Source organism: Helicobacter sp. MIT 11-5569 (assembly GCF_000765695.2).
Taxonomy (GTDB): Bacteria; Campylobacterota; Campylobacteria; order Campylobacterales; family Helicobacteraceae; genus Helicobacter_D.
The window spans coordinates 85,677-108,278 of sequence record NZ_JRPB02000002.1 but is presented as its reverse complement, the minus strand read 5'-3'; the positions used below and the strand labels follow the sequence as shown (position 1 = coordinate 108,278).

Annotated in this window: 27 protein-coding genes; 3 read left to right on the top strand and 24 right to left on the bottom strand. The window is 34.5% G+C overall.

The window, feature by feature from the left end; all coding sequences use genetic code 11:
• Window positions 1–9: 9 nt before the first annotated feature.
• Genes bcp through LS70_RS02710 form a run of 7 tightly spaced genes read right to left on the bottom strand, consistent with a single transcriptional unit; the run spans window position 10 to window position 4,826 of the window.
• Complete coding sequence (gene bcp, locus LS70_RS02740; protein ID WP_034290444.1) at window positions 10–480, bottom strand: thioredoxin-dependent thiol peroxidase; 471 nt, start codon at window positions 478–480, stop codon at window positions 10–12.
• Window positions 481–810: a dihydroneopterin aldolase gene (locus LS70_RS02735; protein ID WP_034290446.1), complete on the bottom strand. Its 330-nt coding sequence runs from the start codon at window positions 808–810 to the stop codon at window positions 481–483.
• 8 nt (window positions 811–818) lie between these two features.
• Window positions 819–1,364, bottom strand: coding sequence for a hypothetical protein (locus LS70_RS02730; RefSeq protein ID WP_034290448.1), 546 nt, complete (start codon window positions 1,362–1,364; stop codon window positions 819–821).
• A gap of 1 nt (window position 1,365) precedes the next feature.
• Window positions 1,366–2,190, bottom strand: coding sequence for an MlaD family protein (locus LS70_RS02725; protein ID WP_034290450.1), 825 nt, complete (start codon window positions 2,188–2,190; stop codon window positions 1,366–1,368).
• Between the two features lie 9 nt (window positions 2,191–2,199).
• Window positions 2,200–2,946 carry an ABC transporter ATP-binding protein gene (locus LS70_RS02720; protein ID WP_034290452.1) on the bottom strand — a complete coding sequence of 249 codons (747 nt, stop codon included), beginning with the start codon at window positions 2,944–2,946 and terminating at the stop codon, window positions 2,200–2,202.
• A 1-nt stretch (window position 2,947) separates the two neighbouring features.
• On the bottom strand, window positions 2,948–4,087 hold the full coding sequence (locus LS70_RS02715; RefSeq protein ID WP_034290454.1) for an MlaE family ABC transporter permease: 1,140 nt from the start codon (window positions 4,085–4,087) through the stop codon (window positions 2,948–2,950).
• A 4-nt stretch (window positions 4,088–4,091) separates the two neighbouring features.
• Window positions 4,092–4,826, bottom strand: coding sequence for a thiol peroxidase (locus tag LS70_RS02710; RefSeq protein ID WP_034290456.1), 735 nt, complete (start codon window positions 4,824–4,826; stop codon window positions 4,092–4,094).
• Window positions 4,827–5,029: 203 nt separating this feature from the next.
• Here LS70_RS02710 and LS70_RS02705 point away from each other — a divergent pair, with 203 nt between their 5' ends.
• Window positions 5,030–7,228: an NADP-dependent isocitrate dehydrogenase gene (locus LS70_RS02705; protein ID WP_034290458.1), complete on the top strand. Its 2,199-nt coding sequence runs from the start codon at window positions 5,030–5,032 to the stop codon at window positions 7,226–7,228.
• A 242-nt stretch (window positions 7,229–7,470) separates the two neighbouring features.
• Here LS70_RS02705 and LS70_RS02700 read toward each other — a convergent pair whose 3' ends face one another.
• The 11 genes from LS70_RS02700 to LS70_RS02650 all read right to left on the bottom strand — a co-directional run bounded on the left by LS70_RS02700 (window position 7,471) and on the right by LS70_RS02650 (window position 15,952).
• Window positions 7,471–8,211, bottom strand: coding sequence for an AlwI family type II restriction endonuclease (locus LS70_RS02700; protein ID WP_052083421.1), 741 nt, complete (start codon window positions 8,209–8,211; stop codon window positions 7,471–7,473).
• 73 nt (window positions 8,212–8,284) lie between these two features.
• Window positions 8,285–8,512, bottom strand: a complete 228-nt coding sequence (locus LS70_RS02695) for a hypothetical protein (protein ID WP_138109315.1) — start codon at window positions 8,510–8,512, stop codon at window positions 8,285–8,287.
• Between the two features lie 101 nt (window positions 8,513–8,613).
• Window positions 8,614–8,880 (bottom strand): hypothetical protein, encoded by a 267-nt coding sequence (locus LS70_RS02690; RefSeq protein ID WP_034290460.1) that lies wholly within the window; start codon window positions 8,878–8,880, stop codon window positions 8,614–8,616.
• Window positions 8,877–9,593, bottom strand: a complete 717-nt coding sequence (locus tag LS70_RS02685) for a hypothetical protein (RefSeq protein ID WP_034290462.1) — start codon at window positions 9,591–9,593, stop codon at window positions 8,877–8,879. The genes LS70_RS02690 and LS70_RS02685 overlap by 4 nt, the downstream gene beginning before the upstream one ends.
• Window positions 9,594–9,603: 10 nt before the next feature.
• Entirely contained in the window at window positions 9,604–10,545 is a 942-nt protein-coding gene (locus tag LS70_RS02680; protein WP_081949840.1) for a DNA adenine methylase, read from the bottom strand.
• A complete protein-coding gene (locus LS70_RS02675) occupies window positions 10,538–11,233 on the bottom strand; it encodes an ABC transporter ATP-binding protein (RefSeq protein WP_034290464.1) in 696 nt (231 codons plus the stop codon). Before LS70_RS02675 ends, LS70_RS02680 begins: the two co-directional genes overlap by 8 nt.
• The gene (locus LS70_RS02670; protein ID WP_034290466.1) at window positions 11,220–11,993 is read right to left on the bottom strand and encodes an ABC transporter ATP-binding protein; all 774 of its coding nucleotides are present in this window, start codon (window positions 11,991–11,993) and stop codon (window positions 11,220–11,222) included. The genes LS70_RS02675 and LS70_RS02670 overlap by 14 nt, the downstream gene beginning before the upstream one ends.
• A complete protein-coding gene (locus LS70_RS02665) occupies window positions 11,993–13,123 on the bottom strand; it encodes a branched-chain amino acid ABC transporter permease (protein ID WP_201273957.1) in 1,131 nt (376 codons plus the stop codon). The genes LS70_RS02670 and LS70_RS02665 overlap by 1 nt, the downstream gene beginning before the upstream one ends.
• Before the next feature lie 63 nt (window positions 13,124–13,186).
• Window positions 13,187–14,032, bottom strand: a complete 846-nt coding sequence (locus LS70_RS02660) for a branched-chain amino acid ABC transporter permease (protein ID WP_442906993.1) — start codon at window positions 14,030–14,032, stop codon at window positions 13,187–13,189.
• Between the two features lie 75 nt (window positions 14,033–14,107).
• Window positions 14,108–15,223 (bottom strand): ABC transporter substrate-binding protein, encoded by a 1,116-nt coding sequence (locus LS70_RS02655; RefSeq protein WP_034290469.1) that lies wholly within the window; start codon window positions 15,221–15,223, stop codon window positions 14,108–14,110.
• Window positions 15,224–15,409: 186 nt separating this feature from the next.
• Window positions 15,410–15,952: a YceI family protein gene (locus LS70_RS02650; RefSeq protein ID WP_034290470.1), complete on the bottom strand. Its 543-nt coding sequence runs from the start codon at window positions 15,950–15,952 to the stop codon at window positions 15,410–15,412.
• Window positions 15,953–16,078: 126 nt separating this feature from the next.
• On the opposite strand from LS70_RS02650, the gene LS70_RS02645 reads away from it, so the two are divergent.
• Both LS70_RS02645 and LS70_RS02640 read left to right on the top strand, forming a co-directional pair.
• Entirely contained in the window at window positions 16,079–16,735 is a 657-nt protein-coding gene (locus LS70_RS02645; RefSeq protein ID WP_034290471.1) for a DsbA family protein, read from the top strand.
• An 80-nt stretch (window positions 16,736–16,815) separates the two neighbouring features.
• A complete protein-coding gene (locus tag LS70_RS02640) occupies window positions 16,816–17,229 on the top strand; it encodes a DUF5666 domain-containing protein (protein ID WP_034290472.1) in 414 nt (137 codons plus the stop codon).
• A gap of 67 nt (window positions 17,230–17,296) precedes the next feature.
• Here LS70_RS02640 and LS70_RS02635 read toward each other — a convergent pair whose 3' ends face one another.
• Genes LS70_RS02635 through LS70_RS02610 form a run of 6 tightly spaced genes read right to left on the bottom strand, consistent with a single transcriptional unit; the run spans window position 17,297 to window position 22,559 of the window.
• A complete protein-coding gene (locus tag LS70_RS02635) occupies window positions 17,297–17,965 on the bottom strand; it encodes a YggS family pyridoxal phosphate-dependent enzyme (RefSeq protein WP_034290473.1) in 669 nt (222 codons plus the stop codon).
• A gap of 9 nt (window positions 17,966–17,974) precedes the next feature.
• Complete coding sequence (rseP, locus tag LS70_RS02630; RefSeq protein ID WP_034290475.1) at window positions 17,975–19,045, bottom strand: RIP metalloprotease RseP; 1,071 nt, start codon at window positions 19,043–19,045, stop codon at window positions 17,975–17,977.
• The gene (gene pgsA / locus LS70_RS02625; RefSeq protein WP_034290490.1) at window positions 19,045–19,590 is read right to left on the bottom strand and encodes a CDP-diacylglycerol--glycerol-3-phosphate 3-phosphatidyltransferase; all 546 of its coding nucleotides are present in this window, start codon (window positions 19,588–19,590) and stop codon (window positions 19,045–19,047) included. Before pgsA ends, rseP begins: the two co-directional genes overlap by 1 nt.
• A gap of 10 nt (window positions 19,591–19,600) precedes the next feature.
• Entirely contained in the window at window positions 19,601–20,383 is a 783-nt protein-coding gene (locus LS70_RS02620; protein ID WP_034290476.1) for an enoyl-ACP reductase, read from the bottom strand.
• Window positions 20,380–21,279 carry a 4-hydroxy-tetrahydrodipicolinate synthase gene (gene dapA / locus LS70_RS02615; protein ID WP_034290477.1) on the bottom strand — a complete coding sequence of 300 codons (900 nt, stop codon included), beginning with the start codon at window positions 21,277–21,279 and terminating at the stop codon, window positions 20,380–20,382. Before dapA ends, LS70_RS02620 begins: the two co-directional genes overlap by 4 nt.
• 8 nt (window positions 21,280–21,287) lie before the next feature.
• Window positions 21,288–22,559, bottom strand: coding sequence for a M16 family metallopeptidase (locus LS70_RS02610; protein WP_034290492.1), 1,272 nt, complete (start codon window positions 22,557–22,559; stop codon window positions 21,288–21,290).
• Between the last annotated feature and the right edge of the window lie 43 nt (window positions 22,560–22,602).

Here is a 22,602-nt window from a genome sequence, read left to right as displayed (position 1 = left end):
GAGGCTTTTTTATGTTTGCAGTTCCTTTAGCTTCTCTTTAATCGCTTGAATATGCCCTTTGACTTTCACATTTTTCCAAATATAAGCAATTTTTCCTTCAGGGTCAATCAAAAATGTTGAGCGCACCACTCCTTCATATTCTTTACCATATAATTTTTTAAGTCCCCAAGCCCCATAACTTTTAAGCACTTCTTTATTGCTATCACTTAACAAAGTAAAATTTAGAGATTCTTTTTCTATAAAACTTTGATGTGATTTCACACTATCAGGACTAACCCCTAAAACAACCACATTTAATGCGCTTAAAGATTCCATAGAATCCCTAAAATCGCATGCTTCTGTCGTGCAACCGGGCGTTTTGTCTTTAGGATAAAAATACAAAACAACAAAACTTCCGCGAAAATCTCGCAATGCAATCTCTGCATTATCTTGATTTGGAAGGCTAAAAAGCGGGGCTTCTTGATGCACTTGTAATTCCATTTAAACTCCTTTATAATGGGTTGTAATAGCAACTTTACAATCGCTAAAAATTTCAAGTTTTGTGATTTTAATCCAAAATGTTTTAACTTGTGGAAAACTTTTTGGAAGTGTGGCTAAAAAATAATCATGTGCATCTTCTAAAAGCTGAAATTCTTTATCAAATGCGTCTTTAATAAAATTTTTTAACAAACAATAATCCAAAAATTCTTCACTTTTCTCTACGACAAATTCCGCATCAATACGAATCTTTTGCGCTTTTTCTCTTTCAACAGGTAAGATTCCAATAATGCAATCTAACTCAAATTCTTCTAAGGCAATATGATATTCCACATTAACCCCTAAATACTCAAAAACACATCAGCAAAAGCCAAATTTAAAGCCCTTTCAAAAGCATAAATAATCTTGACAAACCCTCCGCTTTCTACTGCTTCTTCTTTTACAATCAACACACTACTTTCTTTGGATTCCACCAAGAGCTGCACAAAAACACTTTCTTTTTTTGTATCAAAATAGCAATCTAAAACATTAATTTTAATCTGTTCAACATTTCCTTTATCATCACTTTTCCAGATTCCATAATTCCAAGCAACCTTTTGTGAGAGTGCATTGAGTATTTCAGAAAATGGCTCAATCCACGTATTTTTAGCAAAATACGCAATGGTATTTGCATCTTTTTTGTAGGCAATTTTCTTTCCAGCAATTTTTGGCGCAACTATAATCTCCCATTCAAGCATACGTTTTTTAGAAATATTTTTTGGCAAAGTTTGTTGTAAAACTTCTGCATTTGCCCCTAACTCATAAGATTGTCCTTGTGGAATTTTCCCCAAACAACCACTTAATAAAACTGCAAATCCTAAAATCCAGATATATTTAATTCCACGCATTTTACTCCCTTGGTCCCAAAATTTGCTGTTGTCCCCCAAATAAAAACCCACTAGGAGAACTTGAAAACGCATCTATTGCGCCTTCTGTTTCTTGCAAGATTCCATCTAAACGCTTTGAATTTTGCTCTAATTGATACAAGAGCGGCATTAAAATTGCACGCAAATTATAATCTCCACGCAACAAAGAATCGTTAAAAAGCACGCTGCTTCTTTGGATTCCACTCATTGCGTCTTTTGCTTCAACTAATACACCATTTAACCCATTAAGCATATTTTCAAATTGTGCAGACGCGCGCATAATATTTTCTAAAGAAATCTCCACATTCTTTAAATTCTTTTCATTTAAAAGTGTATTAAGATGATTCAAACTCACTTCAAGTTTATCAAAAACAACTTCTGTTTTGCTACCTATCTTTTCAATCCAATTTTCTTCGAATTCTATAACTACCTTTCTATCATGCCTAAAAGGCTCTCCATCTCCTTGTATTAAAGCAATATAATTTCCTCCTGTCAGTCCTTGTGATTCCACACGCGCATGTGCGCCTTGATTTAAGACAATATCCTTTTTCACCCAAATTATAATCTCAACATTATCTTGCGTTGCGCTCAAATCATAACTCTTTACAAATCCAACCGGAAGCCCTAAATAGCGCACAGGAGTTTCAATGCGGATTCCTTTTGGCAACTCTTTGTTATACAAATAATACTCTTCATAAGCTCCTAAATTTCTATCATATTTTCCCATCCAAAATACAAATCCTGCCAACGCCACTAATGATGCTACTAAAAATATACCCAACAAAACATAATTTAATCGCGTCTCCATTATCCCCTCCTATATGCTCTCCAAAAATGCATCTAAAGATTCCATTTGTTCTTTTAAATCCTCCAAACTCCCTTCAAAAAACACCTTCTTTTTCTTTAAGACAATCATTCTATCAACGACACCTTTCACAGATTCCATATCATGCGTTACCATAACCACACTAATCCCTAATAAATCTCTAAGTTGTGCGATTAATGCGTCAAATTCTCTTGCACTTTTTGGGTCTAGTCCGCTTGTTGGCTCATCTAAAAATAAAATTTTAGGGCTTAATGCTAATGCACGCGCTAGCCCTACGCGTTTTACCATTCCTCCGCTTAACTCATTGGGATAAAGATTTGCCACTTCCTTTTTTAATCCCACACGCACTAACCACATAAAAGCTAACTCTTGCATATCTCTTTGACTAAAATACGTGTATTCCCTTAAAGGCAACATTACATTATCTAGCACAGTAAGCGAGCTAAAAAGTGCCCCAAACTGAAACAAAACACCTAAATTTAATTTCATCTCTAAAGCATCTTTGGGATTTAGACTCCATATATCTTTGCCCAAAATCCGCACTTCTCCTTTGGTTGGAGATTTTAGAAAAATCATTGTGTTAAGCAATGTGCTTTTTCCGCTTCCACTTCCCCCAAGCAAGGCAAAAATTTCTTTTTGCTTAACGCTAAACGAAATGTTATCTTGAATAATACGTTCTCCATAGCTTGTTGTAAGATTGCGAATTTCTACAACGGATGCTATTTTTTTGAAATCCATATTACCAACCCATTTGCGTAAATAACACAGAGCATAATGCGTCAAATGCAATCACGCAAAAAATGGATTCCACAACACTTTTTGTCGTATGCACACCAATGCTGCGCGTATCTTTTTGCGTAGCAAATCCATGATAACAACCAATCAATCCAATAATCAACCCAAAAAATGGAGCTTTTAACATTCCAATCCAAAAATGGCGCATTTCCACAGTTTGCAAAAAACGTTCAACAAAATGCTCACTACTAATCCCAAGCTGTAATTGTGAGATTAACATTCCACCAAGCAACCCAAACATATCCGCAATAAATACGACTAATGGCAATGCAAAAAGCAAGGCAAAAATGCGTGGAAAAATTAAAAAAGTTACCGGATTAAACCCCATAACACGCATTGCATCAATCTCTTGTGTAGCGCGCATCATACCAATCTCTGCGCTAAAAGCAGACGCGCTACGCCCTGCAATAATAATTGCAACAATAATCGGTGCCATTTCTCGCAAAGTTAGCATAGCACTCATTTCGACAATCAAAACACTTGCCCCAAATTGTTGTAGTTGCAAACTTCCTTGATAGGCAATGACAATCCCTATTAAAAAACATGCAAGAGAGATAATCGGCACTGCTTTAATCGCAGCTTCTTGAATTTGAAAAAACAATGCTTTTGTGCGAAAATCCTTAGGATTTAGCACACTATGATAAAACATATAAACAATCTCACCCAAAAAACTAAGAGAAGTGATAATGCGATTCCCCCAAATTTTTAGAATCTTTAAAGTATCTTTATGCGCTTGAATCACATCTTGTGTAAATTCTGTTTTATCAAGTGCTGTTTTACTCTGTAAAATGGCAAAAATCTCCGTAGCTTTAGAATGCCTAACTAGCGCGTTTTCTAACGCGCAATATTCTCCAAGTTTTTCGAGCCAGTTTAGCAACACTTCTCCGCCACAAAAATCTAAGTCAAAACTAGAATCCACTAAAATTACAACTTTATAATCTTGCATTTTAGAATGTTTAGAGCATTTATTAAGTAGAGATTCTAAAGTGTTTAGTGTAGATTTTGGCACACTCCTATCCCACACTCCAAAAAGAGTAATCATTAAGCGCAATGCGTTTTTTTCAAACTCTACACTAGCTAGCATTTAATTATTCAACATCAAAAACAAAAGGCACACCATCAATTAAACCGCTATTAAAGATTTTTTCTGTGGTGTATTTAACTTGTTTAATGTCTGTTTTTTTCTCTTTTTCACTTAGTTTAATATCATTATAATATTTGCGCAAAATTGCAATTTTTGCTGCATTATCCTTTGCTTTAGCTGTAGCATTTAAAATAAGTTGCGCTTTAATAAAAGCATTTTCATCATGCACAGGAGCGAAAATTAATTTCAAATTCGCTTCTTTGAGTTGCGATTCCACATCTTTAAGGTGTTTGCGGCAATATGGACAATCAGGGTCAGTTACTACAATTTTTGTCGGCAGATTCTCTTTTTCTCCCTTTAAGACAACAAAATCACTCTCTTTAAATTCTTCAAATAAAGCATTTAAAGCCTTGCTATCTTCTTTCATCTTTGCTTCTCCAGCCTTGTTAATCTCTTCCATAATCATTTTAGAATCATCTTTACTAAAATTCATTACGCTGCTAAGTCCGATAAAATATTTACCATCTTGACTTACAATTACTGGAAAAATATCGCCTTTTTTTGTGCGTCCAATAACAAAATATTCGCCATTAAAACTTTTTAACTTCTTTTTGACTTGAATTTCCACATCAATATTTGTTAATTCCTTAATGCCTTGCTTAAAATTCTTATCAAAATCTCCAAATGCAGAGCTAGCAATTCCCAACACAAACACTAATCCTAGTGCAATTTTTTTCATTACTATTCCTTTTTATGATTAATAAAGCGCATTATATAATAATTGTAAGAATAAAATCAAAACTCCAAAATTACGCATAATTTTACAAAGTGCAACATAATGTAAAAAAATCTAAAAAGTAAAACAAATCTTGACCAAAATTAGCAGATTTTGTTTGATTGTTTGCTATACTCTAACACAACCTAATCTTCTAAAGGAATCCTATGAAAATTACTTACACATTAACCGATGAGTCTCCAGCACTTGCAACTTATTCTTTCTTGCCCATTGTGCAAGCATTTTTAGGAAAAGTTGGAATCCCAGTAGAAACTTCTGATATTTCTCTCTCTGCACGCGTATTAGCGCAATTTCCAGAATCTCTGAAAGAATCCCAAAGAGTTAAAGATGCTTTAAAAGAGCTAGGTGAGTTAGTCAATACTCCTGATGCAAATCTTATTAAAACACCAAATATTTCTGCTTCAATCCCACAACTTAAAGCAACAATTAAAGAGCTTCAAGGCAAGGGCTTTGCGATTCCTAATTTTCCAGATGAACCAAGCAATACAGAAGAAAAAACCATCAAAGAAAAATACCAAAAGGTCTTAGGGTCTGCTGTTAATCCTGTATTGCGTCAAGGAAACTCTGATAGACGCTGCACAAAAGCGGTTAAAGAATATGCAAAAAAGAATCCTTATAGAATCACGCCTTTTGATAAAAACTCAAAAACACGCGTTTCTTATATTACAAAAGGGGATTTCTTTGATAATGAAAAAGCCATTTTAATCAAAGATTCCACTACGGCAAAAATTGAATTTATTGGAAAAAATGGAAGTGAGATTTTAAAAGAAAATCTAAAACTTGATAAAAACGAAATCTTAGACGCAACATTTATGAGCGTTAAAGCATTGCGTGCATTTTATGCAGAGCAAATTAAAATCTGCAAACAAGAAAATATTTTACTTTCTTTGCACCTTAAAGCTACAATGATGAAAGTAAGCGACCCTGTGATTTTTGGACATGCAGTAAGTGTGTATTTTGAAGAATTATTTGATGCATTTAGTGAAGAATTACAAAAGCTTGGAGTCAATCCAAATAACGGTGTTAGCGAATTACTAACAAAGATTGAAAATAGTCCTAAAAAGCAAGAGATTTTAGCAAAATACAATGAGATTTTAGACAAAAGTGCGCCACTTTCTATGGTAAATTCTGATAAAGGAATCACAAATTTGCATGTGCCAAGTGATGTTATTGTCGATGCTTCTATGCCTGCAATGCTAAAAAATGGTGCAAGATTATGGGATAAAGAGGGCAAAGAATGCGATACAAATGCGCTAATCCCAGATAAAACCTATGCAACGATTTATGAAGCTGTGGTAGAAGATTTACGCGCAAATGGGACACTAAATCCAAGTGAATTAGGCAGCGTTTCAAATGTTGGCTTAATGGCAAAAAAAGCACAAGAATACGGCTCACATGATAAAACTTTTATCGCAAAAGAAGATGGAATCTTTAAAATCACAGACGCACAAGGCAACACACTTTTGGAACACAATGTCGAAAAAGGCGATATTTATCGCGCAAATACTGCAAAATTTGATGCTGTGCAAAATTGGATTGATTTAGGAATTGAGCGCGCAGATTTGACAGGCTCTAAGGCAATTTTCTGGCTAGATGCAAAACGTCCAAGCAACAAGATTATGGCAGATTTAGTGCAAGCAAGATTAAAAGAAAAAGGCAAAGATATTGCGATTCTAGCTCCAAAGGAAGCATGTTTGGAATCCCTAAAACTAATCCGTGCTGGAAAAGACGCGATTTCTATTACAGGTAATGTTTTAAGAGATTATTTAACAGATTTATTCCCAATCCTAGAATTAGGCACAAGCGCAAAAATGTTATCTGTCGTTCCTATGTTAAATGGCGGAGCGATGTTTGAAACAGGAGCTGGCGGAAGTGCGCCAAAACAAGTGGAACAACTTGTAGAAGAAAACCACTTACGTTGGGATAGCTTAGGAGAGTTTTTAGCTCTACAAGCAAGCTTAGAATTCTACGCGCAAAAAACCAACAATAAACAAGCAGAAATTTTAGCAAATTGCCTTGATAGTGCTATTGGTAAATGGCTAAACAATAACAAAGCCCCTTCACGCAAAGTCAAAGAAGATGATAATAGAACAAGCCATTTCTATCTTGCGCTTTATCTTACAGAAGCACTTGCAAATAACAATCAAGATTCCGCATTGCAAAGCTTTTTTAAAGGAATCTTTGAAGAGCTTAACGCAAATTCTTCTAAAATCCACGAAGAGTTTATCCAAGCACAAGGTGTTAAAGTTGATTTAGGTGGGTATTACGAGCTTGATGCTAAAAAATGTAGCGAAATTATGCGCCCAAGTGCAACTTTTAATGCAATTCTTGCAAAAATCAAATAAATACTTACTCTTTAGGCAAGAATCGCCTAAAGAGATTCTAAAATCTTGACTAAATCTTGTGTGCTAAGAGGTAAAATTTTCATTCCTTTAATATGTGATACCTCGTTTTCAAAATAACAACTTAAGCGGCTTAATGAGAACATTTTTATCTAAATAAAGATTGAGCTTTGCTTAAAATTTTTCATTAAATTAAGTTGATTACAAGATTCTATTAGTTTTTTCAAAATTCATTGACTTAAATGTTAATCAAAAGACACTAGAGCCTTATTTATGGATAATATATCTTTGTATGCAATTTGTAATTTATCAATAAATTCTACAATATCAAAATTTCTAATGTCTAAATTTTCATCATATTTAAGAAATTTTGTATATCTCTGTGTATCCTTAAAAATTTTTGGAGCAATAAAAATAGCAAAACAAGCTATAGATTGATTTTGATTGGATTCTATAAGGTTTTCTAAATGCCTCGCAATGGGTAAAATCTCATTATTGACTTGCCCTCTCCCACAAATAAGACTTACTTCTATAATAGATTGACTTTGAGAATCCTTGCAAAGAATATCAGGCATATTACCACCAGCATGGCATTTTGGCAACCCCTCATCATCAATGCTATAATTAGGCAAAACTTCCAAAGTATTAAAGTTTTGCTTTAAAGCAATAGCGGTTAGAAATTCAAATCTCGTAGGCTCTGGGATAAATTTAAATACCTCATCTGCACTATTAAGTCTTTTAGAGCTCAAAATTGTTAATTCCCTATAAATTTGTTCCCTTGAATATTCTTTGGCAAACTTTTCTAGTGTCTGTATTTTTAATACATTTTGATTGGCTAAATTTATTGTTTCTCTAAACTCCAAGATATTAGAATCAATCTCACCCATATACGAAAAATACGCTTCTTTGCTAACAAAGTTTTGAAGCCTAGAATAATTAGCTATCACATACTCAATTTTTGGCAACTCAAAGGTATTAAAATCCAAAAATCTTCCATTTCCACGCAGTGAAATAATACCTGTAATACGCATTTTTCGGATATATTCATCAATAGATTCTCTACAGATTTGGGATTTGCTTAAATCTAATTGTATTGTTAGATTCTAATAGCTTCAAACATTCTTCATAAATAATTTCATCGCTGTAATAGAAATGTGGATATTGATTTCTGAAATTTAATATAAAACTAGCTAATTGGTTAGAATCATTATCTCTCCAACAAAGAAAAAATGGAATCTCATATTTATAAATTTTAGAATCATCGATTTTGTATTTTAAGATTTTCATCGTATTAAGCAATCACAACAAAGGAATATTTGCATTAAGAGAATTATCTATAATTTCTTGAATTTGTAAAAATTAAAACCGCCAACCATAGTCAGAAAATCCTAAATCCTATCACTTTTTTGTTTATATTTCCAATAAACACTATAGATTTTATCTAGTAAATTTTCAGCTCTATTTGAATATTCTAAATCTAAATGATATTCAAAGACTAAATCCTTAATCTGTTCAACAAGACTTTGTGAATCTTGCATTGCTTCTTCAACATAAAACAGACAATCTTCTTTTTGCTTCTCAAGTTCTTGAATAAAACCAACAATTTTTGAATAATTCAAGTGTAAAAATTTAAAATATTCTGTGATAGGCATCAAAATCTAATCTTTTTCATTTCATATTCATAAGCAGTAATAATGTCTTCATAACTCTGAAACTCAACGCGTTTGACTAAGCTTTTAAAAGCATTCTTATTAATTTCTGTTTCAAATTTAGTATATCTTTTAGAAACTGAAATACAATAAAATTCTATATTAAAAAATTCTAATTCTTTAAATTTAGTTAGTGCTGCTCTAAAATCTGTGCTATCTTCTACTTCACAAATGCGAATAGGAAAGGCATTTTTATCAGTAGCAAACCAAGCCACATCGACATAATTAACGCTCTTTTTGATAATATCAGTATATGTAAATGGAGGTATTTCCTGCAAACTACATAATGCACCCAATTTTTTATTATTAAAAGTCCAAGACTTATCATTCGTATAAGTATCTAATCCCCTTTGATTGCCTAATACTAAAAGCATTCCTTGAATTTTGGCATGCATTCGCTCTTGTTTTTCTACTTTAGTTTTTGCAGCAGTTTCTTTTGCCATTAGCACATGTTGATACTTACTTAAGCCCCAAACACCTATTCCTAAAGGGAAAAACTCTTTGTCTCTTTGCAATCTTTCTCGTATTGTCGCATTGGGTGTTATACCATTAATTTCGTTTTTATCTTTATAATCCCAAATCTTTTTATAGATTAAATTAAGCGGAGCAAATCCCCCATTTTCTTCCATTAACAATATTAATGCTTCTTTATAAGTCATTTGTTTCTCCTTAATTTATTTCTTCTAATTGTATTTTGTTTTGGCTTGAACTTGACTTGGAAACATAAGTATTATTATAAGTAACCACTAAGATTTTACTTATCTTTGCTAGATTTTCTATCAAATCCTTAAAGGCTTCCTTTGCACCTATCTTGCAATAATTGCTCATATTTTCTGGCTGTGGTTTAAGAGCTACTCCATAAAGCTTAGGTTGATTATTCTTGCTTAGGGTTTCTAGTAAATGATAGAATCTTGCATATTGTCTTGAGTTATAAGGTGGGTCTATAAAGGCTATATCTATATGCTTTTTTGTAGCGACAAACTCTTTTACCAAAGCATTAGAATCCTGCTTAAAAATTTCTATTTTTGCATTGCTTGTAATGGGATCAATCAATTCATAAACAAATCTATCTTGCAAAAGTGTATTTTTACGATAGGCATCATAATGCCCCACTGTGTTTGCGATTCTATCGCTACTATAAAGCAAGCTGCTCAACAAAATATAAAATTCTTTTGTGTTTATTTGCTTATTTTGTAAAAGCTTATCTAAGCTTTCTCTTATCTCTCCTATCACTAAAACATCATTATGACTAAAAAATTTCCCTCCAAAGTGCTTGGAGTAATAATTCTCTTTTAAAGTTTTAGAATCCAAATGCCAAAAATGAGCTTGAATCTCGTTTAGCTTATTAATATCAAACAAATCTTGGCTAAAGAAGCCTTGATAAATACAAAAGTTAGAATGCAAAAAATCATTCACAATAAATTGTCCAAATTGTGGCTTTTGCATAAAATATTCACTCACTACCCCAGTGCCACCAAAGACATCAAAGAAACTTAAATTTTGTGCATTTGTATAATCAAATTTTTCTTTAATCACAGAATCAATATGTTTTAATAGCTTTGTTTTTGCTCCTGTGTAGCGGCGATTTGATAACTTAAATCTATTATCCACCCAAATATCGCTTTTTGATTTCTTTATTTTCTAATAAATTCTTTGCAGAATCTTGCATAACAATACTTCCATTTTCTAGCACATACGCACGATTTGCGACCTTAAGCGCAGCAAAAGCATTTTGCTCTACCAACAAAATTGTAATTCCATTTTCTCTTAAGTTTAAAATAATTTCAAAAAGCTCACCAACAACCTTTGGAGCAAGCCCAAGACTAGGTTCATCAAGCATTAATAACTTTGGCTCACTCATTAATGCCCTTGCAATTGCTAACATTTGTTGTTCTCCCCCACTCATCGTGCTAGCAATCTGCTTATAACGCTCCTTTAAACGTGGAAAAAGTAGATACATTTTTTCGCGCATTACTGCAAAATTTTCATCATTATTATATGCACCCATACGCAAGTTTTCATCCACAGTAAGCCCTGTAAATACGTGCCTTCCCTCTGGAACAAGCGCAATTCCCCTTTGAATAATTTTGTGCGTTGGAATCTTTGAAATATCTGCCCCAAAAAAGCGCACTACACCCTTAGTTTTCACACTATGCACGATTCCATTAAGCGTAGAAGTCTTGCCCGCACCATTGCTACCAATTAGTGTAATAATCTCATGTTCTTCAATATGAAAACTCACGCCTTTTAAACCTGTAATTAAGCCATAGCTAACTTGCAAATTTTCAACTTGTAGCATAGAAATCCCCTAAATATGCAGCAATCACTTCTGTATTATTAATTGCTTCTTGCGGAGTTCCACAAAAGAGTTTTTTACCATAATCAAGCACCAAAACTTGCTCACACAAGGCATTCACAAAAGGCATATCATGCTCAATCAACAACACGCTAAGATTAAAATCTTTTTGCATTTTAAAAATTAAATCCCTTAGCTCTTGCGTTTCTTTTGGATTCATTCCTGCTGCTGGCTCATCAAGCAATAAAAGTTTTGGATTTGTAGCCAATGCTCTTGCAATCTCTACTTTACGACAATTCCCATAGCTTAATCCACTTGCATTAAGGTGCATTTTATCCCCTAAACCCATATATTCCAAAAGCCATTCTGCCCTCTCTTTAATACGTCTCTCTTCTTTAAAATAACGCCCAATACGCAACGCAGCCTCAAAAAAACTATATTTTGCGCTATTGTGCAAACCAATTAGCACATTATCTAACACGCTCATAGAATTAAATAAACGGATATTTTGAAACGTGCGCGCAATCCCAAGATTGACAATCGTATTTGGTTTATAATGTGAAATATTTTTTCCAAGAAAACTGACTTTTCCAGAATTTGGCTTATAATTTGCAGTAATAATATTAAACATTGTCGTTTTACCTGCACCATTTGGACCAATAAGCCCAAAAATCTGCTTGGATTCTACTTTAAAGCTCACATTATCAATCGCTTTTAATCCCCCAAAGGCAATGCTGACATTTTCAAGTTCTAAAATCGCCATCACTGCCCCCTTTTAAACCATTTAAACTTTATAGGATTTAAATCCCAAAGCTCATTTTTTCCCATAATTCCTTCTCTTGCAAAAAGCATAATCACGAGCAAAATTACAGAGAAAAGAACCATTCTAAGACCCGGATACGAGCCAAAATCTGTGCCAAAGAACACCAAAGGTTGGTCTAAAAATCGTAACCACTCTCCCCCACCAATGACTAAAATTGCGCCCAAAATTGCACCTGTTGTGCTTCCTAATCCGCCAAGAACAATGATGATTAAGAGTTGAAATGTAAGCTCAAAGCCAAAAATCTTTGGGTCAATAGTTGTTAGCCAAACTGCCATTAAACCGCCACCAACTCCTTCTAAAAATGCGCTTGTGCTAAAAGCAAAAGTTTTGATTTTAAAAGTATTAATCCCCATAGCAATTGCAGCATCTTCATCATCACGCACCGCTTTCATCGCTCGACCATATTTAGAATACACAATTTGTAAAATCAAAATGACAGAAGCTGTTGCAAAAATCCCACTCCAAAAAAACACCGTAATATTTGCCCCATTTGTAAAAGCATGCGTATAAAGATAATGGAAGAAGCCACTTAATACAGAATCTCCATTGCTTAGAGAAAGAAGCATTTGCTCAATAAATTGAACAACAGAATCGTGATTATTTGGAATCTCATTTAAACCAATTGCTCCATTTGTCCATTGCGGATTATTAATCGCTAAAATCTTAATAATAAACCCAAATCCAAGCGTAACAATAGCTAAATAATCCCCGCGCACACGAAATACAGGAAAAGAAAGTAAAATCGCAATAATAGTCGCTACAACACCACTGCAAAGCAAAGCAGGAAGCAATTCGCTATACATACTAAGCACAAATGGGTGCGGGTCGCTAAGCTGAAACATACTCCACTTTAAATCTTCATCTAAAAGCATTAAAGCAGTGATATAAGCACCAATAGCGACAAATCCATTTGGCTCTAAAGAAAGCTGCCCGGTAACACCATTAATAAGATTGTAGCTCACAGCCAAAATGACAAAAATCAAAATATTATTAAAGATTCTAAGCGCATAATCTCCAAGCAAACTTTGTGCAGCAAAAATAATACAAATTGCACAAAGATAAAGGCACATATGGAATCCAAAAGTTGTTACCATAGGAGCTTTTGCATACAAAGTTTTAACCATCATAACTCCCTAGAAACGACTTTTTTCTAAACGCCAATCGCCCATAATTCCAACAGGGCGGAAAAGCAACACTAAAATTAAAAATAAAAACGCAAAGGCATCTTTATAGCCTCCAAGCTCTGGGAACAATGCAACTGCCATTACTTCTGTAAAACCCAAGATAAATCCTCCAAGCACTGCCCCACCAACACTTCCGATTCCGCCAAGAACAGCAGCAGCAAAGGCTTTTAATCCGATTAATACACCCATTAAAGGGTCAATAGTTGGATAAGAAATTGCATAAAAGATTCCGCCAAGTCCTGCCAACATACTACCAATTGCAAACACAAGCGCAATAATATTATTAACATTAATCCCCATTAAACGCACTGTGTTAATATCAAAAGCACTTGCACGGATTGCCATTCCTTGTTTTGTGCGATATAAAAAACGTAAAAGAATCGCTAAAAGCAACAATGTTACCACAGGAACAATCATTGTAATTCCCGTTAAGCTCATACCAAATAGTGTGATAGGCTGCATAAAAAATTCAGGCGCATTGAAAAATCTAGGTGTAGAGCCAAAGAATACATTAAACACATTTTCTAAAAAGAAACTCACACCAATCGCAGTGATAAGCATTGAGATTCTAGGTGCGCTACGCAAAGGAGTATAAGCAATTTTATCAATCAACACTCCCAAGATTCCACATAACACAATAGCAAGAATCGCTGAAGCATAAAAAGGAATCCCAAAAGCACTAACTGCAAAAAATACCAAAAACGCACCCACCATCAAAATATCGGCGTGCGCGAAGTTGATAAGACGCAAGCAACCATACACCATTGTATAACCAATGGCAATAAGCGCATACATACTTCCTAGACTTAAACCATTGATACACTGCTGAAAAAAGGTTAAAATATCCAAAATATAGCCTTAAAATAGCAATTAAGGATTTACTGTTGTTTTATAAATTAGCTTACCATCTTGAACTTCATTAATCACCGCACTACGTATAGCTTCACCATTGTTTAAAGAAACATTTCCGCTAATACCCTCATAGTTTTGCACATTGCGAATTTTGTCGTTAATGCACACACGGTCTTCACCACCACATTCTTCAATCGCTTGAAGTGCGATTCCATACGCATCAGCTAACATCGCGCTAAATGTGCTAACAGGCTCTTTATAAGTGGCTTCATAATCTTTCATAAATTGCTCACCTTTTGGAGTTTGTTTTGCGCTTGTTGAGTAATAATCTGTAACCATATAACCATTGCCTGCATCTTTTGCAACATCAAAGAAGATTTTATTAGACACCAAACCATCTCCACCAATTGTTGGAACGCTTAATCCAAGCTGCTTTGCTTGAACTGCAATTAATGCGCCTTCATTGTAGTAAAATGGCAGATATAAAACATCAGGATTCTTAGCTTTAATACTTGAAATTTGCGCTTTAAAATCTTTTGTTCCAGCTTGTGCATTTGCTTCAATCACAATCTCTCCACCTAGCTCTTTAAACTGCGTTTTAAATGCGCGTGCAAGACCGATAGAATAATCACTGCTATTATCAAATAAGACTGCAGCTTTTTTAAGCCCCAAATCTTTAAATGCTAAATTTGCTGCAATGATTCCTTGAAAACTATCAGCAAAACTTACACGAGAAACGAACTTTTTGCCTTTTGTTACTCTATCATTTGTCGCAACAGGGGAGATTAAAGGTGTCTTAGAATCATCTGCAATTTTTGTCATTGCAAGCGCATTTGTAGAAATCATAGGACCAATTACAACGCTCACTTTATCGCTAGATACAAGTTTTTGCATTGCATTTGCAGACTCAATTTTATCACTCTTATTATCAATCAAAATTATCTCAATAGAATCACCATTTTTTGTTTTATTTTGTGCTTTGTATGCTAAATCAATTCCACGTTTTCCTAACTCTCCAAATCCACCTACTGCACCACTCATAGGCAAAACAATTCCAATCTTAATTGTCTCCGCATTTAAAGTGCTTGCCAACATTCCACAAGCTAAAGACATTGCTAATATTGCTTTTCTCATTATTAAAAACTCCTACAAAGAAAATTTCTTGATTATAGAAAACCGAGACTTTAAAACAACTTCAAATAAGAACAAAAATGAAAATTTATGTGTAGCCAAAATGAAATTTAGATTTAATTATACTAAAAAAGCAGATAAACATAGAATCCAAATTTGGATTCTATGTTATAAAACTATATAGACAATTTATTTTGCATTTGTTTTTAGATTTAATGTGATTTCTACCTCATCACTCACAGAATTATCTTTAAAAACATTTCCCCACTCTAAACCTATTTCTGAGCGTTTTACCATTGTTTGTGCATTCACTTCAAGTGTTTTGCCATTTAGAGTTTCTTTACTTGTTAGCACAATGGGCTTTGTTACATCTTTAATCGTTAAATCTCCATAAATTTTACCTGCTTCATATTTTGTCATTTTAAAAGTTGCTTTAGGGAATTTTGCCGCATCAAACATATCTGGAGCTTGCAAATGTGCATCACGCTTTGCATTATCCGTTGTAACAGAAGTCATATCAATATCCCCTTCAAACACTTTAAAGCTTTTAGTTGCTTCATCATAATCAATATTTGCGCTGAAATTTTTAAATGCACCATCAACTTTTGTAAGTTTTAAATGCTTTACGCTAAAACCAACTTCAGAATTTGCCACATCCACCGCATAAGGAGTTGCTAATGCAGGAAAACTAAGAGCCGCCACTAAACTAGAAAACAAGAAAAACTTTTTCATTTTAAACCTTTACAAGAAAATTAGAATTAAATTATACATAAAAAATAATAATAAATATTAAACAAAAACTTTACAAAACATTTAAATCCTTTTGTTATAATGCGAAAAAAATTTACAAGGAATCCTATGCAAACCTTCCTAAAATATACAATTACCTTTATTTTGTCTCTTTTTTTAAGCGTGCAATTTCTTCAAGCAGAATCCCTAAAAGAAGGGCATGATTATATTATTTTAAACAATCCACTCAATGTGCCTAAAAATTCTATTATCGAAATTTTCAATGTAGGTTGCCCTCATTGTGCGAGCATGAATAAAGTTTTGCCAAATCTTTTTAATGTCTTACCAGAACAAGTGGAATTTCTCCCTTATCACATTATTACAGGCGCACCCTTTAGTGCGCAGGCTTCAGAAGTTTTAGCTGTTAGTTTAATACTTGATAAAGAGCAAAATCTCTCACCAAAAGATTCTAAATCTCATTTTAAACGTGTTTTAGAAGCTTATTTTGATGCAAATTTTAAAGAAAGAAAACATTTTACAAACAAAGATTCTTTTGTCTCCTATGGACTAAATGCAGCAAACATCACGCAAGAAAATTTTAAAAATACATTAGAAAATCCACAAACAAAAGAACTTCTACAAGTATGGGCAGACGCTTCTGTCCATACAAGAATACAAGGAGTGCCAAGCTTTATTATTAATGGAAAATATCTAATTTTAGCACAAGGTCTAAAAAGCGAAGAAGACTTTATTTACAAGGTGGATTACCTCTTAGGACAAGATTAACAAAAATTTGGCAATATCTTCACGTTTTATTAACACAAAGCATTTTATAATTGTGCTTACAATTTACAAAAGGAGCAAAAATGAAAACTTTAAAATTACTTGGGACTCTAGCGACTGCGGCAATCTTAACAACAACACTTGCAACTTCAGCAATGGCAGATTTTGATTTTGATGTGCAAGGGCAAATTTCAGCAGTCGATAACGCAAACAAAACAATTACAATTTCAGGACCAGGTGGAGCATTAACAATTAAAGTTTTGCCTTATACTGAAATTAAAGGTGATGATTGTGGTGCATTTGGGCAAGATATTTATGGCAGCTTCAAAGATTTAACTGTTGGAAAATTTGTCAAAGTTGAAGCTGTGCCTTATGGTGGATATAATGCTTATAATCAAAGCAATAGCCAAGCTATCGACCCTGCAACAGGGCTTCCTAAAGATATGCAACTCACTGCAAAAGAAATCGAATGGAAATGCTATCCTAGGGCATATTAACACACCAAAGCAAAAGCGAATTCCGCTTTTGCTTTGAAGATTTATCTTAAAACTTTACAAATTTAAATTACTTAAATAATACACTTCCAAGACGCACACAATTACTTCCACAAGCAATCGCTAACTCAAAATCCCCACTCATTCCCATACTAAGAATCTCTGCGCCTTTAATTTGTGAAAAAAGATTCCATGTCATTTCAAAACTCCTTTGAATCACCACCTTATCATCAGTATGCGCACCAATGCTCATAAGCCCACAAAGCTTTATATTTTTACATTCTTCTTGAATCCTAGCATACGCCTCAAGAGCAACTTCAGGCATAAACCCACTTTTGCTTTCTTCTTTTGCGCTATTCACTTGCATTAGCGCATTTAAATGTTTATTTTCTCTCTCTAATCGTAGTTGTAAAGCCTGCGCTAATTCTAAAGAATGCAAACTTTGCAGCAAATAAGGATTCAAATGTAAAAGGGTATTAATTTTATTGCTTTGCAAAGACCCAATAAAATGCCACTCTAGTGGCAACTTTTCTAATGCGCTTGATTTTTGCTGCAAATCTTGCACTTTATTTTCTCCAAATGCCCTTTGTCCGCAAGCATAAAGCGCAGCAATTTCCTCTTTGCTAGAATACTTACTCACAGCAACCAACTGCACAATACGCTTTCTATCCACAGCAATTCTTGCTTTTTCAATCCGCTCAATCGCTTCTAATAAATTTTGATTTAACCGCTCTTGCATTACATTCCTTTAAAAAGGCATTGTCCCATTAATAATACGTAAAATATCATTATAGAATCCAAGTCCCATAAGCCCTAAAAGCACAATCCAACCTGCCATACTTAAGCGATAAAGCGTCTCTTGTGTGGGGATTCTTTTACTAACCATTTCATAAAGTGTAAAAATGATATGCCCACCATCAAGCGCAGGAATCGGGAGCAAATTTAAGATTCCAAGATTGACTGAAATAAGCGCACTAAAAGCAAAAAGCGTTACAATCCCAAGCTCTGTTGCCTTTTTTGTGATACTCACAATAGAAACAACTCCGCCCACTTCGCTTAAAGGCACAACCCCAACAAAAATTTTTTCAATGCTTTGCAAAATCAGCTTGCTAGATTCCTTTGTTTCCCTAAAAGCATAAAGCATAGAATCCAAAAATGAATACGATACAATCTCTACATCTCCACTTGCGCTAATCCCAACCAATGGGCGTTCAATGCTCTCCCCAAAGAGATTTTTAGATTCTCCAAGTTTGGGAGTAATTCTTGTAATAAACTCTTGATTATTGCGTAAAAATACAATTTCTAATGTGCCTTTAGATTCTGCTATCACGCTACTTAACGCATTCCAAGTTACAATTTTTTCTCCATCAATTTCTAATATCCTATCCCCGCTTTTTAATCCCGCTAAGGCTGCTGGCATATTTTCTTGCACTTTGCCAACGATAGGAACTAGCTCATTTTTGCCCATTAGTCCAATAGCCATAAAAAGCAAAAATGCTAAAAGCAAATTAAAAAATGAACCCGCTGCTAAAATCACCAAACGTTTCCAATGTGCGATTCCATAAAGGCTATCTTTATCTTCATTGCGCAATTTTGGGTCAATATCACTTTGCCCTTTAAGCTGCACAAATCCCCCCAATGGAATCGGGCGCAAAGAATATTCTGTTTCTCCGATTTGTTTTTTAAAGATTCTTGTTTTTCCAAAACCAATACTAAAAGCTTCCACACGCACACCAAAAAGCTTTGCTGCTAAAAAATGTCCAAGCTCGTGAAAAAAAATCAAAAAAGATAAAACTAAAATTGAACCAATTAATCCCACTATCTAGCCTTTACATACAATTTCACATAATCATAGCCTGAATATAATGTCAAAAGCACCGCCAACCAAAGCGTAATACCTCCAAAAGAATAATCCATAAGCAAAAATGCAATCGCAGTAATTTGCAATCCTGTTTTGTATTTACCTAGATTTGAAGCAGCGACTTTGATTCCTTTGCCTGCTGCGACAACACGCAATCCTGTAATAAAAAACTCTCGACTTAAAATCAAAAATACTGCCCAAACATCAGCCCTGCCCAAAACCAATAGCCCAAGCAAAGCTGCTAGCATTAATAATTTATCTGCTAAAGGGTCAAAAATCTCTCCAAACACACTGCCTACATCAAAAGTGCGTGCAATAAATCCATCAAAAAAATCTGTAATGCTAGCCACGCAAAACACTAAACAAGCAAAATAATTAATCCAACTCGGGTGAATAGGGGGCGGTAAAATCCTATCACCATAAAGGATTAACATAAGCAGTAAAAACGCTAAAATAATGCGTAAAAATGTTAAAAGATTAGGTAAGGATTCTAATTTTAGCATTGCATTTGGCTTATTTAAAGCTTGTTCCCCCATCAATAACAATCGTTTGCCCTGTTAGCCAAGAACTCGAAGTATTATCGCATAAAAATAAGCAAGCCCCCGCAATATCACTTGGCTGTCCCATACGATTTAAAGGGCTTTGCGCTTCCACAGTAGCCCTAATCTCTGCATAATCTGGAAAGGCTTTTAATGCGTCTGTATCAATAGGACCGCCACTAACTGCATTAACGCGGATATTAAACTCCCCAAGCTCCATCGCTGCGTATTTTACCATAGTTTCTACCGCATTTTTAGAATTTCCATGCCCTGCATAATTTGGCATATACACAAGATTCCCCGTAGAGCTTAAAGAAATAATGCTTCCACCCCCTACTTTTTGCATTCTTTTAGCCGCTTCTTGCGCACCTACGACAAAAGCAAGCACGGTAGCAGTGTAGATATTGTTTAGCCCTTTTGGCTTTAGACGCATAAAAGGCGCAAACCCTCCAACGACACTTTTACCATAAATAATTGCATTACTAACAAAAAAATCTACACGTTCAAAATCTTCATCAATTTTTGCAAACAAATCTTTATAAGTTTCTGGCTCTAAAACATTCAAAGGATACGCTTTTGCTTTAACGCCAAATTGTGATTCCACATCTGCGATGATTTTGTTTGCCTCTTCTTCATTTTTGTTATAAGTAAAAGCAATATTCACACCATTTTGTGCAAAACGATAAAGAATCGCCTTGCCTATTCCACGCGTTGCACCACTAATAACTAATGTCTTACCTTTAAAATTTTCATTCATTGCACTACCTCATATTGACTTAAGATTCTTTCAAGATATTTTAGATTTTCTGCGCTTGGAGCAACCAATGGCAAGCGATATTCTAAAGTTTCTAAAAGCCCACTTAAATACATTGCTGCTTTAATAGGAATCGGATTGCTTTCTACAAACAATGCTTTATTAATTGCATAAAGCTCATTATTTAACTCTCTTGCACGCTCATAATTATGCGATTGTAAAAGAGCATGGGTTAATTCTGCAATTTTATTTGGCAAAAGATTAGAAGTTACAGAAATCACGCCCCTTCCTCCACAGCTGAGAATCGGATAATTAATCGCATCTTCTCCGCTTGCAATGCTTAAATCTTTGGCACTCATATTTAAATCAATCACTTTTTCAATGCTTCCACTTGCTTCTTTGACGCCATAGATATTTGGAATCTCATTAAATAATCTTAAAATGGTTTTGGTTTCTAAATTTACTCCCGTGCGCCCTGGCACATTATAAAGCATTAAAGGAATCTCAACAGCATTTGCCACAGCTTTATAATGCTGAAACAAGCCTTCTTGCGTTGGTTTGTTGTAATAAGGCGTAACGCATAAAATCGCGTCTGCTCCACAATCTTGGGCAAATTTTGCAAGCTCAATAGCTTCTTGTGTAGAATTACTCCCTGCACCCGCTAACACCTTAACATTGCTATTCTTGCAAACACTCACTGCTACTTCAATGCACTCTTTATGCTCTTTATGGCTTAAAGTCGCGCTTTCTCCTGTCGTCCCAACAGGAATAATCGCATCAATGTCGTGTTTAATCTGTCGCTTAATCAAACTTTCATAATTCTCTAAATCAAGCACTCCATTTTTAAAAGGCGTTACTAACGCTGTCATAGCACCTTCTACTGGATTTTTTACCTGCATATATTTCCTTATTTTGTTAGGGTTAGAATTGTCGCATTCTTTGGTGTAAAATATTTTTGCGCCACTTCTATTACATCTTGTAGCGATAAATTCTCAAAAGCTTCTTCAAAATGCAACAAACTCTCCAAATCTCCACGCGCAATATAGCTCCCAAAAAGATTTGCCACCCCACTACTAGATTCTAATTCATATAAAAAACTTGCACGCATATTTGTTTTAACTTTCTGCAAATCCTTAAGCTTAAGCTTGCCTTGTTTAATGGTTTCTATTTCTTTTAAAATCGACTTTTCCAAACTCTCCAAAGGCACGCCGGTATTTGCAATTCCCATAAAAACAAATAACCCTTCATCTACCAAATCCATATTATAGGCATAAATTTCGACTGCTTGCCTCTTTTTATCCACAATCTCACGCACAAGCTGACTACTTTTCCCTCCACTTAAAATTTCACTCAATGCACTAAGCGCAATTTGGTCTTTATGGTTAAAAGGTGGAATCTTATAACCAAGTGCTAAAACTTCAATTTCACTTTGGCGATGCACGCGCACTCGTCTTTCTCCATCTTGTTTTGGCTCTTGCATATAAACAGATTGTGGAATCTCTTTTGTATTTTTAATCCCCTCAAAATGCTTTTTAACAGCCTTTAATGCTTCTTTTTCATCAATATCCCCCGCAATAACAATCACTGCATTTTTAGGTTGATAATACACACTATGAAATGCTCTAATATCCTCTATATTCCAATTTCTAATATCGTCCATAAAACCTATTGGCGTCCAATGGTAAGGGTGATACACAAAAGCCGTATTAAAAAGCCTAAAATACAAATACCCCATAGGATTATTATCTGTGCGCCATAATCTCTCTTCTGCTACGACATTGCGCTCGGGCTGGAATTCCTCATCTTTTAAGTTAAGATTTTGCATAAGCTCTGCAAAAAGCTCTAGGGATTGATTGAGATTCTGCGTGCTTGATTTAATATAATAATGCGTATAATCAAAGCCTGTTGAAGCATTTGTCGCTCCACCATAACCTTTAACAATCTTATCAAATTCCCCTGCTTTTAGATTTTTTGTGGATTTAAAATTTAAATGCTCTAGCATATGTGCGATTCCACTTTTTCCCATTACTTCATTACGGCTACCCACTTTATAAAACACATCAGTTGTAATCACGCCGCTTTGATTCTTTAAAGGGATAATCACGACTTCTAAACCATTTTTTAACACGCTTTTATAATGCTTTGGAAGCACAGATTTTACCGTTCCGCTCTCTGCCATCAAAACTCCTACAAAAAAGATTTCTACACAAAATATTGCAAAA